This window comes from Sphingomonas sp. AC411, from assembly GCF_979253035.1.
In genome coordinates, this window is sequence record NZ_CEEDAQ010000001.1 from 3,650,535 (window position 1) to 3,666,130 (window position 15,596).

Annotated in this window: 13 protein-coding genes and 4 pseudogenes; 10 read left to right on the forward strand and 7 right to left on the reverse strand. The window is 66.1% G+C overall.

The features are described 5' to 3' along the window. Nucleotides 1–589 precede the first annotated feature (589 nt). Nucleotides 590–1,435, reverse strand: a complete 846-nt coding sequence (locus tag AC0IX7_RS18780) for an outer membrane protein (protein ID WP_471813364.1) — start codon at nt 1,433–1,435, stop codon at nt 590–592. A gap of 158 nt (nt 1,436–1,593) precedes the next feature. Between AC0IX7_RS18780 and parE the strand changes: the two genes are divergently transcribed. From parE to queE, 8 genes and pseudogenes are all read left to right on the forward strand, one after another. After that, nucleotides 1,594–3,603, forward strand: a complete 2,010-nt coding sequence (parE, locus tag AC0IX7_RS18785) for a DNA topoisomerase IV subunit B (RefSeq protein WP_471813366.1) — start codon at nt 1,594–1,596, stop codon at nt 3,601–3,603. A gap of 35 nt (nt 3,604–3,638) precedes the next feature. After that, nucleotides 3,639–3,896 carry a BrnT family toxin gene (locus AC0IX7_RS18790; protein ID WP_471813368.1) on the forward strand — a complete coding sequence of 86 codons (258 nt, stop codon included), beginning with the start codon at nt 3,639–3,641 and terminating at the stop codon, nt 3,894–3,896. Further along, nucleotides 3,889–4,149, forward strand: coding sequence for a BrnA antitoxin family protein (locus AC0IX7_RS18795; RefSeq protein ID WP_471813370.1), 261 nt, complete (start codon nt 3,889–3,891; stop codon nt 4,147–4,149). The genes AC0IX7_RS18790 and AC0IX7_RS18795 overlap by 8 nt, the downstream gene beginning before the upstream one ends. A 103-nt stretch (nt 4,150–4,252) precedes the next feature. Further along, the gene (locus AC0IX7_RS18800) at nt 4,253–5,443 is read left to right on the forward strand and encodes an acetylornithine transaminase (protein ID WP_471813372.1); all 1,191 of its coding nucleotides are present in this window, start codon (nt 4,253–4,255) and stop codon (nt 5,441–5,443) included. A gap of 138 nt (nt 5,444–5,581) precedes the next feature. Next, nucleotides 5,582–6,498: pseudogene (gene argF / locus AC0IX7_RS18805) on the forward strand (ornithine carbamoyltransferase). A 144-nt stretch (nt 6,499–6,642) separates the two neighbouring features. Beyond that, a pseudogene (hslO, locus tag AC0IX7_RS18810) lies at nt 6,643–7,547 on the forward strand (Hsp33 family molecular chaperone HslO). Between the two features lie 314 nt (nt 7,548–7,861). Continuing rightward, nucleotides 7,862–8,578: a 7-cyano-7-deazaguanine synthase QueC gene (gene queC / locus AC0IX7_RS18815; RefSeq protein ID WP_187505240.1), complete on the forward strand. Its 717-nt coding sequence runs from the start codon at nt 7,862–7,864 to the stop codon at nt 8,576–8,578. A gap of 4 nt (nt 8,579–8,582) precedes the next feature. Further along, the gene (gene queE / locus AC0IX7_RS18820) at nt 8,583–9,215 is read left to right on the forward strand and encodes a 7-carboxy-7-deazaguanine synthase (protein WP_471813373.1); all 633 of its coding nucleotides are present in this window, start codon (nt 8,583–8,585) and stop codon (nt 9,213–9,215) included. A 233-nt stretch (nt 9,216–9,448) separates the two neighbouring features. On the opposite strand, the gene AC0IX7_RS18825 is transcribed toward queE, so the two are convergent. The 3 genes from AC0IX7_RS18825 to lipB all read right to left on the reverse strand — a co-directional run bounded on the left by AC0IX7_RS18825 (nt 9,449) and on the right by lipB (nt 11,498). Next, nucleotides 9,449–9,988, reverse strand: coding sequence for a hypothetical protein (locus AC0IX7_RS18825; RefSeq protein ID WP_471813375.1), 540 nt, complete (start codon nt 9,986–9,988; stop codon nt 9,449–9,451). Between the two features lie 465 nt (nt 9,989–10,453). Continuing rightward, nucleotides 10,454–10,720, reverse strand: a complete 267-nt coding sequence (locus AC0IX7_RS18830) for a hypothetical protein (RefSeq protein ID WP_128455324.1) — start codon at nt 10,718–10,720, stop codon at nt 10,454–10,456. A gap of 88 nt (nt 10,721–10,808) precedes the next feature. Continuing rightward, on the reverse strand, nt 10,809–11,498 hold the full coding sequence (gene lipB / locus AC0IX7_RS18835; protein ID WP_471813955.1) for a lipoyl(octanoyl) transferase LipB: 690 nt from the start codon (nt 11,496–11,498) through the stop codon (nt 10,809–10,811). An 89-nt stretch (nt 11,499–11,587) separates the two neighbouring features. Between lipB and AC0IX7_RS18840 the strand changes: the two genes are divergently transcribed. Together AC0IX7_RS18840 and AC0IX7_RS18845 are read left to right on the forward strand one after the other, a co-directional pair. Further along, a complete protein-coding gene (locus AC0IX7_RS18840; protein WP_187505236.1) occupies nt 11,588–12,409 on the forward strand; it encodes a hypothetical protein in 822 nt (273 codons plus the stop codon). Next, nucleotides 12,406–13,146 carry a hypothetical protein gene (locus tag AC0IX7_RS18845; protein WP_471814003.1) on the forward strand — a complete coding sequence of 247 codons (741 nt, stop codon included), beginning with the start codon at nt 12,406–12,408 and terminating at the stop codon, nt 13,144–13,146. The genes AC0IX7_RS18840 and AC0IX7_RS18845 overlap by 4 nt, the downstream gene beginning before the upstream one ends. A gap of 150 nt (nt 13,147–13,296) precedes the next feature. Here AC0IX7_RS18845 and AC0IX7_RS18850 read toward each other — a convergent pair. The 3 genes and pseudogenes from AC0IX7_RS18850 to AC0IX7_RS18860 all read right to left on the reverse strand — a co-directional run. Beyond that, nucleotides 13,297–13,876, reverse strand: a pseudogene (locus AC0IX7_RS18850) (GNAT family N-acetyltransferase); the annotation flags it as partial. 1 nt (nt 13,877) lies between these two features. Then, nucleotides 13,878–14,719: pseudogene (gene hemF, locus AC0IX7_RS18855) on the reverse strand (oxygen-dependent coproporphyrinogen oxidase). Nucleotides 14,720–14,885: 166 nt separating this feature from the next. Further along, complete coding sequence (locus tag AC0IX7_RS18860; protein ID WP_254688713.1) at nt 14,886–15,335, reverse strand: tRNA (cytidine(34)-2'-O)-methyltransferase; 450 nt, start codon at nt 15,333–15,335, stop codon at nt 14,886–14,888. Nucleotides 15,336–15,596 lie beyond the last annotated feature (261 nt).

Here is a 15,596-nt window from a genome sequence, read left to right on the forward strand (position 1 = left end):
GGCGCAGGGCGGTCTGCGCCAAGCTGGCGCAGGACACGCCCAGCCCGGCCGGCGCGGCTAGCCGCGGCCGACGACATGGGCTTTGCCCATGGCTAGGGTGATATGAAAAAGGCCGCTTCCTCGGGTGAGGAAGCGGCCTTTTTCAAAACTGCTACCACCTCGATTTCAAGAGGCACCACCCCGGCGAAGGCCGGGGCCTAGTGGGAAGGTCTTGGTAATCGTGCGCTTCGCTCTGTTAGCAACGTTCCCCAATTGGGCCCCGGCCTTTGCCGGGTGGTTCCTGTGTTTGCTGGCGAGCATCTTTGCCTTGTTCTCCCGCGAAGGCGGAAGCCCAGTCTGGGTCCCCGCCTTCGCGGGGAAACACGCTCAGCGGATCAGCGGCAGACCAATGTCGCGCTGGGCAGGACGGTAGCCAAGGCATCGCGAACAAGAAAAGGCCGCTCCCTTGTCCGAGGAAGCGGCCTTTTTCATATCACGCTAGCCATGGGCAAAGCCCATGTCGTCGGACGCGGCGCGCCGCGCCGCGCCGCGCCGCGCCGGCCGGGCTTGGGCGAGTCCTGCACCAGCTTGGTGCAGGCCGCCCTGCGCCTTAGAACCTGAACGCAGCCGTGGCGCGCAGGCTGTGCCAACGGAAGTCCTGCGAGTCGCGACGGAAGTCGGTGCCCGATGCGTTGCCGCGCGTGAAGGGGCCGCCAGCGGGGCCGCCGGCTGCGCGGACGCGGTAGTCGTTGTCCTGATACTGGTGATACTGGTACTCAAGACCGACCGAGAAGTTGCGACCCAGCTTCTGCTCGATGCCGCCGCCACCGACGATGCCCCATTCCTTGCTGCCACCGTTGGTAGTGAAGGTGTTGGCGGTGTTGCCGGTCGTGAAGCTGTTATCGATGTTGGCATAGCCGACGCCGAACGTGCCGTAGAACAGCGTCGTGTTCGCCGCATAGCCCAGGCGGCCGCGTGCCGATGCTTCCCATTTCAGGTCGCGCGTCATCGTGTAGAAGGCGGGCGTGGTGCTGAACGCCGAGACGCTGTCGCTGATCTCGTTCTTGCCGAACTCACCGACCACGCCGACGACGATGTTGCCGCGCTGGTAATCCGCGCCGACCCGTGCCGAATAGCCGATGCCATCCTTGTCGCTACGGCAGCCACGGCCACCAGCGGCAGGGGCGGTGTTGCTGGTCGCGCGACCGTTGCAGAAGCCCGGCGAGAACGCGTTGGCGGCGGTCGCAGTCGAGATGGTGTCGCCGAAGACGCCATCCAGATTGCGATCGAATGCGATCGACTCGCCATTGTCGTTGGGCTGCACGTCATAGCCGAAGGAACCGCCGACATAGACACCGCTGAACGGCGCATCGTCGGTCATGTCCTGGGCGGCGGCGGGTGCCGCGAACCCCAAAGCGGCAACGCCTGCTAGCGCCACCATCATCGTCTTAGTCATATTCACTCCCGGAAACTTCATGACAGGTTTTTCATAAACGGCCGATCGCGGAAAATTATGCAGTGAGCACAACAATCTGCGTCGATGTGGCTTTCTCGCAACAGGGAGAACAAACGGAGCCTGTGGCTTTGTCCAACGCGTCCGGCTACGCTCTCGCCATGGCTGAAGATCTGTTTGCGTCCCCCTCGACGCCCGGCGCCGGCAAGACCGCCGCCAATACCTATGATGCCTCCTCGATCGAGGTGCTCGAAGGCCTCGAACCCGTCCGTCGCCGCCCCGGCATGTATGTCGGCGGCACCGACGAGCGCGCGCTACATCACCTCGCCGCGGAAGTGCTCGACAATGCGATGGACGAGGCGGTTGCCGGCCACGCGACGCGGATCGAGGTCACGCTGGAGGCGAACAATCGCCTGACGATCGTCGACAACGGCCGCGGCATTCCGGTCGACCCGCATCCGAAATTCCCCGACAAGTCCGCGCTGGAGGTGATCCTCTCGACGCTCCACTCGGGCGGCAAGTTCGCGGGGAAGGCCTATGCGACGAGCGGAGGCCTGCACGGCGTCGGTATCAGTGTGGTCAACGCGCTCTCGTCCGACACCGTCGTCGAGGTCGCGCGCGATCGCCAACTCTACCGCCAGCGCTTCGCCAAGGGCCAGACACTCGGCCCGATCGAGCATCTCGGCCCGACGCCCAACCGCCGCGGGACGAGCGTCGCGTTCACGCCCGATACCGAGATCTTCGGCAGCGAACTGAACTTCAAGCCGCAGCGACTCTACAAGCTCGTCCGCTCGAAGGCGTATCTCTTCGCGGGTGTCGAGATCCGCTGGCACTGCGCACCCGAGCTGATCGGCGACGACACGCCCCCGCAGGCCGTGTTCCAATTCCCCGGCGGCCTAGCCGATCACCTGCGCGACCAGATCGCCGGCCGCGAATGCGCGACCTCCGACTTCTTCTCGGGCTCGCAGGATTTCCCGAGCGCGAACGGCGAAACGCAGGGCCGCGTCGAATGGGCGGTCGCGTGGCCGCTGTGGAGCGACGGCTCGTACAGCTGGTATTGCAACACCATCCCGACCCCCGACGGCGGCACGCATGAGCAGGGCCTGCGCCAGGCACTCGTCCGCGGCCTGCGCGCGTTCGGCGATCTCGTCGGGAACAAGAAGACCAAGGATATCAGCGCGGACGACGTCATGGTCGGCAGCGAGCTGATGCTGTCGGTCTTCATCCGCGAACCGCAATTCCAGAGCCAGACCAAGGATCGTCTGACCAGCCCCGAAGCCGCCGGCCTCGTCGAGAAGGCGGTCCGCGACCATTTCGACCATTTCCTCAGCCACAATATGGAGCGCGGCAAGGCGCTGCTGAACTATGTGCTGGAGCGGATGGACGAACGCCTGCGCCGCAAGCAGGAACGCGACGTCAAGCGCAAGACCGCCACCTCCGCGCGCAAACTGCGCCTGCCGGGCAAGCTCACCGACTGCTCCGCCAACTCGCCCGAGGGTACGGAGCTCTTCATCGTCGAAGGCGATTCGGCAGGCGGCTCGGCGAAGCAGGCGCGTGACCGAAAAACGCAGGCGATCCTTCCGATCCGCGGCAAGATCCTCAACGTCGCGTCGGCCACCAGTGCCAAGATCTTCGCCAACCAGGAAATCGCCGACCTGACGCTGGCGCTGGGCTGCGGCACCCGGAAGGACTGCACCCCGGATACGCTCCGCTACGAACGCATCGTCATCATGACCGACGCCGACGTAGACGGCGCGCACATCGCGACGCTGCTGATGACGTTCTTCTTCCAGGAGATGCCCGAACTCGTCCGCCGCGGGCACCTCTACCTCGCCCAACCGCCACTTTACCGCCTGACCGTCGGCACCAAGAGCGTCTATGCGAGGGACGACGCCCACCGCGCCGAACTCGAACGCACCGTGTTCAAGGGCAAGAAAGTCGACGTCGGCCGCTTCAAGGGCCTCGGCGAGATGAACCCGAGCCAGCTCCGAGAAACCACGATGGACCCCGCCACCCGCGGCATGCTCCGCATCACGCTGCCCCAGGAATACGAGGAGCGCGCACAGGTAAAGGACCTGGTCGACCGCCTGATGGGCAACAACCCCGCGCATCGCTTCGCCTTCATCCAGGAAAACGCCGGCCGCATGGACGAGGAAGCGATCGACGCCTAGTGCAAATCGTATTGACAATTTGAGCCGGGGGCTAGATGGAAATCGCGTTCGATCCAGAGAAAGACGCGGCGAACATCGCCAAGCACGGGCTGTCGCTCGCCGATTTCAAAGGGTTCGAGAGCGAGCCGGAAATCCGGCTGGACGATAGATACGATTATGCAGAGATCCGGTATCGCGCATATGGCCGGATCGCTGGACGAGGCTTCTGCGTGGTTTTCACGATACGGGCGGCGACCATGCGAGTGATCAGTTTTCGCAGGGCGCACGATAAGGAGATGCGGCGCTATGAGTAAAACGCCCCCACCGGCCGATTTCGACGAGAACCCCGAATGGACCGAAGAGGATTTTGCGCGCGCCCGGCCCGCGTCCGAAATGCTGCCGCCCGAGGTCGCCGCGCTACTGGTCCGTCGCCGCGGGCCGCAGGCCGCGCCTACCAAGAAGGCCGTTACCCTACGGCTCGACCTAGATGTGCTCGACAAGTTTCGCGCCACCGGTCCCGGCTGGCAGTCGCGAATGAACGAGGCGTTGCGGCAAGCTAAAGTCTGACACGATAGCGCGTCCGCCGAGGTTGACGCGTCTCCCCTGCGTCCGTATTAGGCATTCCGGGCGGCCAGTGGGTCGCCCTTCTCGTTTCGGAAAGGAAGCGCTTGTGACCATCACCCCGCTCATGCCCGTCTACCCGCGGTGTGGCGTGCGTCCGGTCCGAGGCGAGGGCGCGTACCTCTATGGCGAGGACGGCCAGCAATATCTCGATTTCGCCAGCGGCATCGCGGTCAACGCGCTCGGCCACGCGCATCCGCATCTGACCAAGGCGATCGCCGAGCAGGCCGCGACGCTGATGCACGTGTCGAACCTGTACGGGTCGCCGCAGGGCGAGCATCTTGCGCAGCGTCTCGTCGATAACACGTTCGCCGACACCGTGTTCTTCACCAATTCGGGCGCGGAAGCTGTCGAGTGCGCGATCAAGACCGCGCGGCGCTATCATTTCGCCAACGGTAATCCGCAGCGGCACACGCTGATCACGTTCGACACCGCGTTCCACGGGCGCACGCTGGGGACGATCTCGGCCACCAACCAGGCGAAGATGCGCGACGGGTTCGAGCCACTGTTGCCGGGGTTCGCCTATGCGAACTTCAACGATCTCGAAGGCGCGCTCGCGCTGATCGACGACAACACGGCGGGCTTCCTGGTCGAGCCGATCCAGGGCGAGGGCGGCATCCGCCAGGCGAGCCACGAGTTCCTGACCGGCCTGCGGAAAGCGTGCGACGAGCACGGCCTGTTGCTGGTGCTCGACGAGGTCCAGTGCGGCTACGGCAGGACCGGCAAGTTCTTCGCGCATGAGCTGTATGGCATCACGCCCGACATCATGTCGGTTGCCAAGGGTATCGGCGGCGGCTTCCCGCTGGGCGCGTGCCTCGCGACCGAGGAAGCGGCGAAGGGTATGGTCGCCGGCACGCATGGTTCCACCTATGGCGGCAATCCGCTCGGGATGGCAGCGGGCGAGGCGATCCTCGACGTGATCCTCGAGGAGGGCTTTCTGGAGCACGTCACGGCGATGGGCGACCGGTTGCGGCAGGGGCTCGAGCAGATGATCCCGAACCACGATCACCTGTTCGACAGCGTCCGCGGCACCGGGCTGATGCTCGGGCTGAAGCTAAAGAGCGACAGTCGCGCGTTCGTCGCGTTCGCGCGCGATCACCACAATCTGCTGCTGGTATCGGCGGGCGAGAACGTCATCCGCATCCTGCCGCCGCTGGTGATCGACGAGAGCCACATCGCCGAGTGCATCGACAAGCTGTCGACCGCCGCGCGGGTGTATGTGCCGGCTGCCGACGACTGACTTAAAATCCTCCCCGCAAGCGGGGAGGGGACCATGCGAAGCATGGGGGAGGGGATCGCCTCGAAGCGCAGCGCCTGTGGAGGTCCCCTCCACCATTCGCTATGCGAACGGTCCCCCTCCCCGTGCCGGAGAGGAATTATGCGCCATTTCCTGAATCTCACCGATGCCGGAGCCGATGGCATCGCCGCGATGCTCGCCGACGCACTCGACCGCAAGGCGGCACGCGCAGGCTTCTCCAAGGGCCGCGCCGACGCTGATGCGCCGCTTGCCGGCCACACCCTCGCGATGGTGTTCGAGAAGAATTCCACCCGCACGCGCTTCTCGTTCGACATGGCGATCCGCCAGCTCGGCGGCACCTCGATCGTGTCCGACGCCGGCTCGATGCAGCTCGGGCGCGGCGAGTCGATCGCCGACACCGCGCGCATCCTGTCGGGCTATGTCGACGCGATCATGATCCGCACCGACGATCACGCCAAGATCGAGGAAATGGCGCATCACGCTTCGGTCCCGGTCATCAACGGCCTGACCGACGCGTCGCATCCGTGCCAGATCATGGCCGACCTGCTGACGATCATCGAGAGCGGCAAGTCGCTGCCCGGCCTCAAGGTCGCGTGGCTGGGGGACGGCAACAACGTGCTCGCGTCGATCGTCGAGGCCGCCGGGCTGATGCAGTTCGACATCGTCGCAGCCTGCCCGCAGGGGTATATGCCGACCGACGCCGATGTGGCGCTGGGCAAGGGCCGGGCGCGTATCGTGTCGACGCCGCGCGAGGCGGTCGAGGGGCGGACATCGTCGTCACCGACACCTGGATTTCGATGGGGCAGGCGCATGCCGACACCAAGCTCGCCGCGCTGACCCCGTATCAGGTCGACGCCGCGCTGATGGCACTGGCCAAGCCCGACGCGAAGTTCCTCCACTGCCTCCCCGCGCACCGCGGCGAAGAAGTCACGCCCGAGGTGATCGACGGCCCGCAGTCGCTGATCTGGCAGGAGGCGGAGAACCGCCTGCATGCGCAGAAGTCGGTGCTGCGTTGGTGCTTCGGTCAGATCGGCTGAGGGGGCGTGTCGGTTGAAGCCACGGGTCTAGGTCCCCATTTTCGTCATTCCCGCGGAGGCGGGAACCCATAAACGCTACCGGCTCGGCTTTCACGGTCGTTTGCCATTATGGATCCCCGCCTGCGCGAGGATGACGAAGGAACGATGGTGAACGACCCCAACATGACCGATCTCGACCGCGCGCTGGCCTTCGCGATCCCCGCTCGAAGCGCGCGCGGCCGGATCGTCCGGCTCGGCACCGCGCTCGACGAAGTGCTCGCCGCGCATGCCTATCCCCCGCGATCGAGAAGCTGCTCGCCGAGGCGCTGACGCTCGCCGCGCTGATCGGCTCGACGCTCAAGGATTCGAGCGGCCAGCTGACGATGCAGACGCGCACCGACAACGGCGTCGTCCAGCTGCTCGTCTGCGACTATCGCGGCGGCGAGGTGCGCGGCTACATCGAGTACGACGCAGACAAGCTCGCCGAAGCCCCTGCCGAGCCCTCGCTGTTCGCGCTGTTCGGTGCCGGCTATCTCGCGATCACGTTCGACATGGCGAGCAGCAACGAGCGCTATCAGGGCATTGTGCCCCTCGACGGCGATACGCTGTCGCAGGCCGCGCAGAGCTATTTCACCCAGTCCGAGCAGATCCCGACGATGATCCGCACCGGCATGGCGAAGGGCCTGGACGGTCGCTGTGTCGCCGGGGGACTGTTCCTCCAGCATCTCCCCGAGGGCGAGGATGGCCGCGAACGGCTGCACACCAAGCTCGACCATCCCGAGTGGGAGCATGTGGCGACGCTCGGCAATACGATGGGTGCGGAGGAACTGACCGACGCCACCTTGCCGCTGGAGACCTTGGTATGGCGGCTGTTCAACGAGGAAGAGGACGTCCGCATCCTCGCGGATATCCCGATCGTCCGCGGGTGCCGCTGCGATCCGGACTATATCAAGGGCGTGATCTCGAAATTTCCGTTGGAGGAACGGCGCTCGATGGCGGACGAGACCGGCTTCATCGTCGTCGACTGCGCGTTCTGCGCGAAGAAATTCCCGGTGCCGGTGGAGGGTTAAAACCCTCGCCCCTCCGGGGAGAGGGAGGGGCCCGCGCGTACTTGCGCGTGGGAGGGTGAGGGGCTTGAGGCTCGGGACACCATTCCCAACTACCCCTCACCCTTCCGCAGCCAAGCGGCTGCTCCCTCCCTCTCCCCGTAGGGGAGAGGGAAAAGACGACCGTTAACTTCCTTTTCACCCCTCTTCGCTACCCCTGATCACGTGCTTTTATTCGGCACGTTTTTCTCCCTTGTGGCGCGATCTGCGCCAACCTCAGGGCCGCTCCACCGGGCGGCCCTTTCTTTGCGCGCCGCTGGCCTAGCGCACTCCGCATCATGACATCTCCTGCTCCCTTTGCGGTCGCGCTCGTTTCGGGCGGGCTCGACTCGATGGTATCCGCCGCGATGGCGCGCGAAGCCGGCCAGCGCCTGCTCGCGCTGTCGTTCGACTATAACCAGCGCCACCGCGTCGAACTCGCCGCCGCGCGCCGGATCGCCGACGCGCTCGGCGCCGAACGCCACATCGTCCTGCCGATGGACCTTTCCGCGTTCGGCGGCTCCGCGCTGACCGCCGATATCGACGTCCCCAAGGACGGCGTGGGCACCGAAGACGGGGGCGGCATCCCCGTCACCTACGTCCCCGCGCGCAACACGATCTTCCTCAGCCTCGCGCTCGGCTGGGCCGAGGCGGCGGGCGCGCGCGACATCTATATCGGTGTCAACGCGCTCGACTATTCCGGCTATCCCGATTGCCGCCCCGAGTTCATCGCCGCCTTCGAAGGGCTAGCCGAACTCGCCACCAAGGCCGGCGTCGAGGGCGATCCGTTCCGTATCCAGGCGCCGCTCCAAAACATGACCAAGGCGGATATCGTCCGCGAAGGCACGCGCCTCGGGCTCGATCTCGGGCTGAGCTGGTCGTGCTACGACCCGGCACCGGGCTCGCTCCATTGCGGCGAGTGCGACAGCTGCCGCCTGCGCGCGCGCGGTTTCGAAGAGGCGGGGATCGCCGACCCGACCCGCTACGCCGTGCCTCCGGCATCTGGGCCGGCCTGACGCCATGAGCTACGCCGTCAAGGAGATGTTCCTGACGCTGCAGGGCGAGGGCGTGAACGCCGGCCGCCGCGCGGTGTTCGTCCGGTTCGCCGGCTGCAACCTGTGGTCGGGCCGCGAACAGGATCGTGCGACCGCGGTGTGCAAGTTCTGCGATACCGAATTCGTCGGCACCGATGGGCTCGGCGGCGGCAAGTTCGCCGATGCGCGAGGCTTGGCGGCGGCGGTTGCGGGATTCTGGGGCGAAGGCTCGAGCGACCGCTTCGTCGTCCTCACCGGTGGCGAGCCGATGCTCCAGATCGACGATGCGATCGTCGACGCGCTGCATGCCGAGGGCTTCCGGATCGCGATGGAAAGTAACGGAACGATCGCCGCGCATCCCGGTATCGACTGGGTGTGCATCAGCCCGAAGGCGGGCAGCATCGTCGTCCAGCGCACCGGCGATGAACTGAAGCTGGTCTGGCCGCAGCCGGGCACCGATATCGCCGATGTCGAGACCTGGGACTTCGCGAACTTGCTGCTCCAGCCGCTCGACGATCCACAGGCGGACGCGAACCGCGAGGCGTGCGTGGAGATGGTGATGGCGCGGCCGCAATGGCGGTTGTCGTTGCAGACGCACAAGCTGCTGGGCCTGCGCTGAGCGCTTGGGGCGGGCGTTCCTCGAGGATGTCCGCTCCCCACATCCCCCGATCCGTCATCCCAGCGAAAGCTGGGATCTCCTCGTGTGGCGCCTGTTGCCCGCCTCGCGAGATACCCCAGCTTTCGCTGGGGTGACGGATCGAAGGAGGGGCTGGTGTTCGTTCTCACCGATAGCCGTCCGCTGCCAGTTGGCCTCGGACGCTACGGCAAGACGCAGTTCGGATCGGTAACGGCTTACCGCCCGGCAATCCCCACACCCGCCGGCGGCCAATTCTGCGCGCCGCACTTCTTGGCGACCCATTCGCCCTTCTTGTTCCAGCAGATCGGGTCGAGGCGTATCATCATCGGCGCCGAGCGCTCGCTGCCGATGTATCGCGGGAAGCGCTGTTCGCCCCACGGAATCAGGCTGTTGCGCAGTTCGCGCGAACGGGCCAGCGCGACCTCGGCGAAGTGGCCGCGGGGTGCGAACACCGCGTCGCGACCGATCGAGGCGGCGGTCTGGCAGAAGCCGTATTGCGCGGCGACCGTCGCGAAGCTGGAATAGGTGCGCGTCCCGAACTGGTCGAGCGCGGCCTGCCCGGCGCGCGCGCCGGCGGCCTTGTTCACGCGCAGGAAATACTTGGTCAGCGTATCGAACGCGCCCTTCAACTCTTCGCCATGATCGGCAAGGATCGAATTATAGTTGGGCACGGTCAGCAGCGTCGGCTCGAACTGGCACTGCAGCGCGGCGACGTTCAGCGCGGCGCGCATGTGCCACACGAGGGCCGCCCGCATTTCCGCCGATGTCGCGCCCGGCAGGGCTGGCCCAGATCGGCCTCTTCGCCGGTAACGGCCGCGCCTGAAAAATCGCGCGACTGCAAAAGAACTGCGCCGACGCCGACTGCGCCACAGCGAGCCCGCTCGACGCCACGCATAGCGCGAGCGCGGTACGCAACACCTTCATTCCAACCTCCCCAGGGCACACTTCAAGTCCGCAGATCTAGAGCGTTTCCGCAAAACTCCCAAGCGATTTTAACCTTTTCCGGTGATCGGCGGAACATCGTCCGCAAGCTCTCTCTCAGCTCGATCTCGCCGTGCCCGAAACGATCCCGGCACGCGGTGCAAATCCGACCTCGAACGCGCGCCCTTGAACGCCAGTATGCGCGACAACGAAAAGGCCGCCCGGTTGCCCGGGCGGCCTTTCACAACACATAATTCCAGTCGGAGGCTGCCCGCCGAGACGGGCAATCTCCGCGGAGATTACATTGCGTTGTTGGTCATCATGGTGTCGTTCGACATCATCGTGTCGTTCGCCATCATGGTGTCGTTGGCCATCATGCCACCGTTCATCGTGCCGTCGACGGCAGTCATGTTGTCGGTCATGGTGTCCATGCCCTCGGTGGCGTTCATGTCGGTGACCATCGTGTTGTCGGTGGTCGTCTCGGTCTTCGGACCGCACGCCGAAACGGCGAGTGCTGCGCTGGCGATCAGCGAACCGGTCAGGACCTTGGAAATGAGTGCACGCATGTGGAAGCTCCCTAGATAGAGGATTTGGCTGGCTGCTCGCCCTTAATACCCAAATCGTAGTGGACATTAATCCGATAACGCTTCGTCCTCAAGCCTCGTTTTCCTGAGGACAAGAAACTGTTTCAAGGAAAGCATCGACCGTCAACGCAAGGGCGGCGTCGAAAGTTGCAAGGTCGGCCGGAATGCCGAGCGATTGCAGGCTGGTAACGCCGTACTCGGGCAGGCCGCACGGGACGATACCACCGAAGTGCGACAGGTCCGGGTCGATGTTCACCGAGAAGCCGTGAAGCGTCACCCAGCGTTTTACGCGCACGCCGATCGCCCCGATCTTTGCTTCCCGTCCCCGATCGAGCGTCCAGATGCCGACCCGGCCATCGACCGCGAACGCCTCGACGCCCAGTTCGCCGAGCGCCGCGATCACCCAGGATTCGAGCGCGTGGACGTAACAGCGCACGTCGCGCCCGCGCTTGGTGAGGTCCAGCACGACATAGCCGATCCGCTGCCCGGGCCCGTGATAGGTGTATTTGCCGCCGCGGCCGGTCGGGATCACCGGAAAGCGCGCGTCGATCAGGTCGCCCGGCTCCGCGCTGGTACCCGCGGTATAGACCGGCGGGTGCTCGAGCATCCACAGCAGCTCGCGCGCCTCGCCCGCGCCGACCGCCACCGCACGCGCCTCCATCTCCGCCAGCGCGTCGGCATAGGGGGTCAGGCCGGCACTGGTGCGCCATTCGATACCCGAGGGAGGGGCGGAGGGGGCAGGGTGGTCACGATCCCCAATTGCGCACCCGCGCGCCGACTTGCAACCTGTGGTCAAGCGCGGGGGCTTGGGCTAACTCGCGCAGAGCAGGAACCGGGGGAGCAGGGCACATGGTGAAGATGGGAACGGTCTGGGATCGCACGGTCGAGGTGCTCAACGGGCGCACCGGCATGATCGCGCCGATCGCGGTGCTCGGCATCTTGTTGCCCAGCGTCGTCCGGGACGGCTTCGTCGCCTTCTCGGCCCCGGGGACGGCGATGTTCGCGCTGGTCGGCGGCGTGCTGACGATCGTGGCACTGGTGGCGATGATCTGGGCGCAGCTCGCGATCGTCGCGATCGCGACCGATCCGGCCACCGACGCACCCGCGGCCCGGCGTCAGGCCAGCGCGCGCGTCTGGCCGGCGCTCGGCATCACGGTGATCCTGATGATCGTCGCACTGCTGTTCGTGGTGCCGCCGATCGTCGTGCTGATCCAGTCGGGCTTCGACTTCACCGCCGCCGCGAACGGGTCGAGCGTGCAGATGACCCCGCCCAGCGCCGGTGCGGCCGGGTTCGTTGGGCTGTACGGCCTCGCCTACATGATCGCCGTCATCTGGATCGGCGCGCGGCTGGTGCTGCTCAACCCGGTCGTCCTCAACGAACGTCTCGGCATCGGCGCGATCCGGCGCTCTGTCCGGCTGACCAAGGGGCTGACGTGGCGGATCATCGGCGTGATGATCCTGTTCGCGATCGTGACGCTGGTCTCCACCTGGGCCGCGCAGGCGGTCACCGGGATCCTCTTCCGCCTCGCGCTCGGCGCCGACGGGATCGCCACCGCGACCTTCCTGTCGGGGATCGCCGCGACGATCGTCACTACCGCCTTCACCGCGCTCGCCGCCGTCTTCACCGCGCAGCTCTATGTCGCCGTCAGAGAGAAATCCGTCACCCCATGAAGCTCGATTTCGCGACCGTCCTTTCCGATGCCTGGACGCTCTTCAAACGCGACCGCGACCTGTTGCTGCGGATCGCCGCACCGTTCCTGTTCCTGCCCGCGTTCGCACTCGCCCTGGTCGTGCCCGATCCGCCGATGCCGGTGGCGGGGGCCGGCGACAATGAGGCGCAGGCGATGGCCTGGGCCGACGCGGTGCAGGCTTGGGCGGGCGCGCATGGCGGCTGGTACCTGCTCGCCTATGTGACGAGCTTCTTCGGCACGTCGCTGTTCTACGCGCTGTATCTCGACCGCGATCATCTCGACCTGCGGCAGGCGTTGACGCGCTGCCTGCGGATCTTCCCGCGCTTCCTGCTGGCGATGGTGATCGTCTCGCTGCCGGCGGGGGCGGGGCTGTTGCTGTACGCGATTCCCGGTCTCTACATCCTCGGCCGGACGATGCTGACCGGTCCGGCGCTGTTCGCCGAGGCACCGCTCGGTGCACTCGGCGCGATCCGCCGCAGCTTCATGCTCAGCCGTGGTTCCGGGTTGCCGCTGATGGGGCTGGCGGCGTTCAGCTACATCAGCGGCTGGATCGCCGGCGCGCCGTTCATGATGCTGGACCGTGCCCTGCGCGAGGCGGGCGAGCCGAACCCGGTGGCGCTGGCGATCGTCGATGCGGGCGCAGCGGTGGCGGCCATGGCCGCGGGTATAGCGATGGCCCTGATCGCCATCTCCGCCTATCGCCGCCTGGCGCGGTAAGGGTCGCCTCGCCCAAGAGAAAGCACCACCCCGGCGGAGGCCGGGGCCCAATTGGAAAGGTCGCGGTAATCGGCCGCCCCGCTCAGTTAGCAAAGTCCCCCAATTGGACCCCGGCCTCCGCCGGGGAGGTAGCTGAGGTCTACCCCGCGTCCCCAGATACGGAATCTGCGGCGCCGTCTCGACCGGCAGCACCCCGTCGCCCGAGGATCGGGAAACGTCTCGATCGTCCGCTTCACCGCCACGAACCCCTGCGCCCGATAAAACCCCAGCGCGCTGGGATGATCGAGCGTGCAGGTATGCAGCCAGACCCGCTCCACCCCTTCGCCCAAGCCCGCGCGCAAGCCTCGGCCATCAGCCACCGGCCATGGCCTTGTCCCGCCAACTCCGGGATCAGCCCGAAATACGAGATCTCGCACGCGCCCGCCGCGCGGAAATCGAGTTCGAGCATCCCCACCTCGATCCCCGCCGGATCGAGCACCGCATACACTGCGATGCCGGGTTCGTGGACGATCGCCGCCAGCGCATCGTCCGCCATCACCAGCCGCGAGTACCAGAGCCATGGGCTGCCTACCCGCCGGAACAGCGCGCGATATTTCTCCAGCGCCGGCCGTTCCCACCGCACCAGCCGCAACCGCGACCCCGGGCTCGGCCGAAGCGGCGGCCGCTTGCGCATCTCCAGCGTCGTGACGATCGTCGCGAGGACGTCGTCGGCAACCGGGATCAGCGCCATATCATGACCAGGTCGCACGTGGCGGCAGGCTCATCAGGATCGCATCGATGTTGCCGCCGGTCTTGAGCCCGAACAGCGTGCCCCGGTCGTAGACGAGGTTGAACTCGGCATAGCGCCCGCGCCATTCGAGCATCTGCGCCTCGTCGGCGGCAGTGAACGGCGTATCCATCCGCCGCCGCACGATCCGCGGATAGGCATCGAGGAACGCCCCCGACATCGCGCGTGAACGCGAAATTGGTCTCGAAATCGCCGTCGAGGTGATCGAAGAAAATCCCGCCCACGCCGCGGCTGACCTTCCGGTGCGGGATATAGAAATAGGTCTCCGCCCACTCCTTGAACCGCTCGTAATAGGCCGGGTCATGCGCGTCGCACGCCGCCTTCATCGTCGCGTGGAAGTCGGCGGTGTCCTCCTCGATCGGCAGCGGCGGGTTGAGATCGCCGCCACCGCCGAACCAGCGCTTGGTGGTGTTGAGGAAGCGGCAGTTCATATGCACCGCCGGCACGTGCGGGTTGGTCATGTGCGCAACCAGGCTGATCCCGGTCGCGAAGAAACGGGGATCGTCGCCCGCACCGTGGATCGACTTGGCGAACTCGCCCTCGAACGTTCCGCCGACGGTCGAGACGTTGACGCCGACCTTCTCGAAGACCTTGCCCTTCATCACCCCGCGGACCCCGCCGCCGCCGGGTTCGCCCGACGGATCGATCCGGTCCCACGGCGTGTATTCGAACGCCGCCTCCGACCCCGCCTCCCGCTCGATCGCCTCGAATTCGGCGCAGATACGGTCGCGCAAGGATCTCGAACCAGTGGCGGGCGGCGGCTTGCTGGGGGTCGAGTTCGATCATGGGGGCGTCTTACCGCCAGCAAGCGACGCATGAAAGGCGCGACACTGCTGGCTCCCTCCCTGGAAGGGAGGGGCTGGGGTGGGTCGGGTTCCGCACATCCGAACATCGGTGGCCTAAGCAGGCCGACCCACCCCGACCCTCCCTTCCAGGGAGGGGAGCAGAAGGATCAAGCCGGCCAGCCCCCTGTCTGCCGCAAAGCCTCCGCCGCCACGATCCCCGTCGCCACCGAAATATTCATCGATCGCAACCCCGGTCGCATCGGGATCAGCACGCGCACATCGGCCCGCGCATGCACCTCGTCCGGCACGCCAGCCCCCTCGCTCCCCATCAGCAGCACGTCGTCCTCGCGAAACTCCGCCACATCCAGCCGCACGGCGCCCTTCGTCGTCAGCAACACGATCCGGCCGGTCACCTGTCCCAGGAACGCGTCCCAATCGACATGCCGCACCACGTCGACCACGCCGACATAGTCCATGCCGGAGCGCGCAACGGCCTTGTCGCTCCAGGTGAATCCCATCGGTTCGATCAGGTCGACGCCGATTCCCATGCACGCGGCGGTGCGCAGGATCGCGCCGACATTTCCGGCGATATCGGGCTGGTAGAGGGCAATACGCATGCCCGATCCCCTAGCGCAGCGGAGCTTCGGGGTAACCCAAAGCAAAATGCAGTTGGCAAACCGTCGTCCCGCCGTCTATCAGATCGCAGCCTCCGTGGGGACGGTCGGGCGGAATGGGTATGTGGTTTCGCGAAACCGAAAGCCCAGTCGGCCACGAAAAAAATAACGTGCAAGGGCGAGATGAATGGCGACAGTCGACGACATGGTTCCTCCCGGCGAGATCGCCAGAGCCGTTTCACGAAGAGGCCCATGACCCTCGCC

What these genes read in the sequence shown, in the direction of transcription:
- AC0IX7_RS18780 (WP_471813364.1), bottom strand. Translation starts at nt 1,435, where the DNA reads ATGACTAAGACGATGATGGTGGCGCTAGCAGGCGTTGCCGCTTTGGGG.
- parE (WP_471813366.1), top strand. Translation starts at nt 1,594, where the DNA reads ATGGCTGAAGATCTGTTTGCGTCCCCCTCGACGCCCGGCGCCGGCAAG.
- AC0IX7_RS18790 (WP_471813368.1), top strand. Translation starts at nt 3,639, where the DNA reads ATGGAAATCGCGTTCGATCCAGAGAAAGACGCGGCGAACATCGCCAAG.
- AC0IX7_RS18795 (WP_471813370.1), top strand. Translation starts at nt 3,889, where the DNA reads ATGAGTAAAACGCCCCCACCGGCCGATTTCGACGAGAACCCCGAATGG.
- queC (WP_187505240.1), top strand. Translation starts at nt 7,862, where the DNA reads ATGACATCTCCTGCTCCCTTTGCGGTCGCGCTCGTTTCGGGCGGGCTC.
- queE (WP_471813373.1), top strand. Translation starts at nt 8,583, where the DNA reads ATGAGCTACGCCGTCAAGGAGATGTTCCTGACGCTGCAGGGCGAGGGC.
- AC0IX7_RS18825 (WP_471813375.1), bottom strand. Translation starts at nt 9,988, where the DNA reads ATGCGGGCGGCCCTCGTGTGGCACATGCGCGCCGCGCTGAACGTCGCC.
- AC0IX7_RS18830 (WP_128455324.1), bottom strand. Translation starts at nt 10,720, where the DNA reads ATGCGTGCACTCATTTCCAAGGTCCTGACCGGTTCGCTGATCGCCAGC.
- AC0IX7_RS18840 (WP_187505236.1), top strand. Translation starts at nt 11,588, where the DNA reads ATGGTGAAGATGGGAACGGTCTGGGATCGCACGGTCGAGGTGCTCAAC.
- AC0IX7_RS18845 (WP_471814003.1), top strand. Translation starts at nt 12,406, where the DNA reads ATGAAGCTCGATTTCGCGACCGTCCTTTCCGATGCCTGGACGCTCTTC.
- AC0IX7_RS18860 (WP_254688713.1), bottom strand. Translation starts at nt 15,335, where the DNA reads ATGCGTATTGCCCTCTACCAGCCCGATATCGCCGGAAATGTCGGCGCG.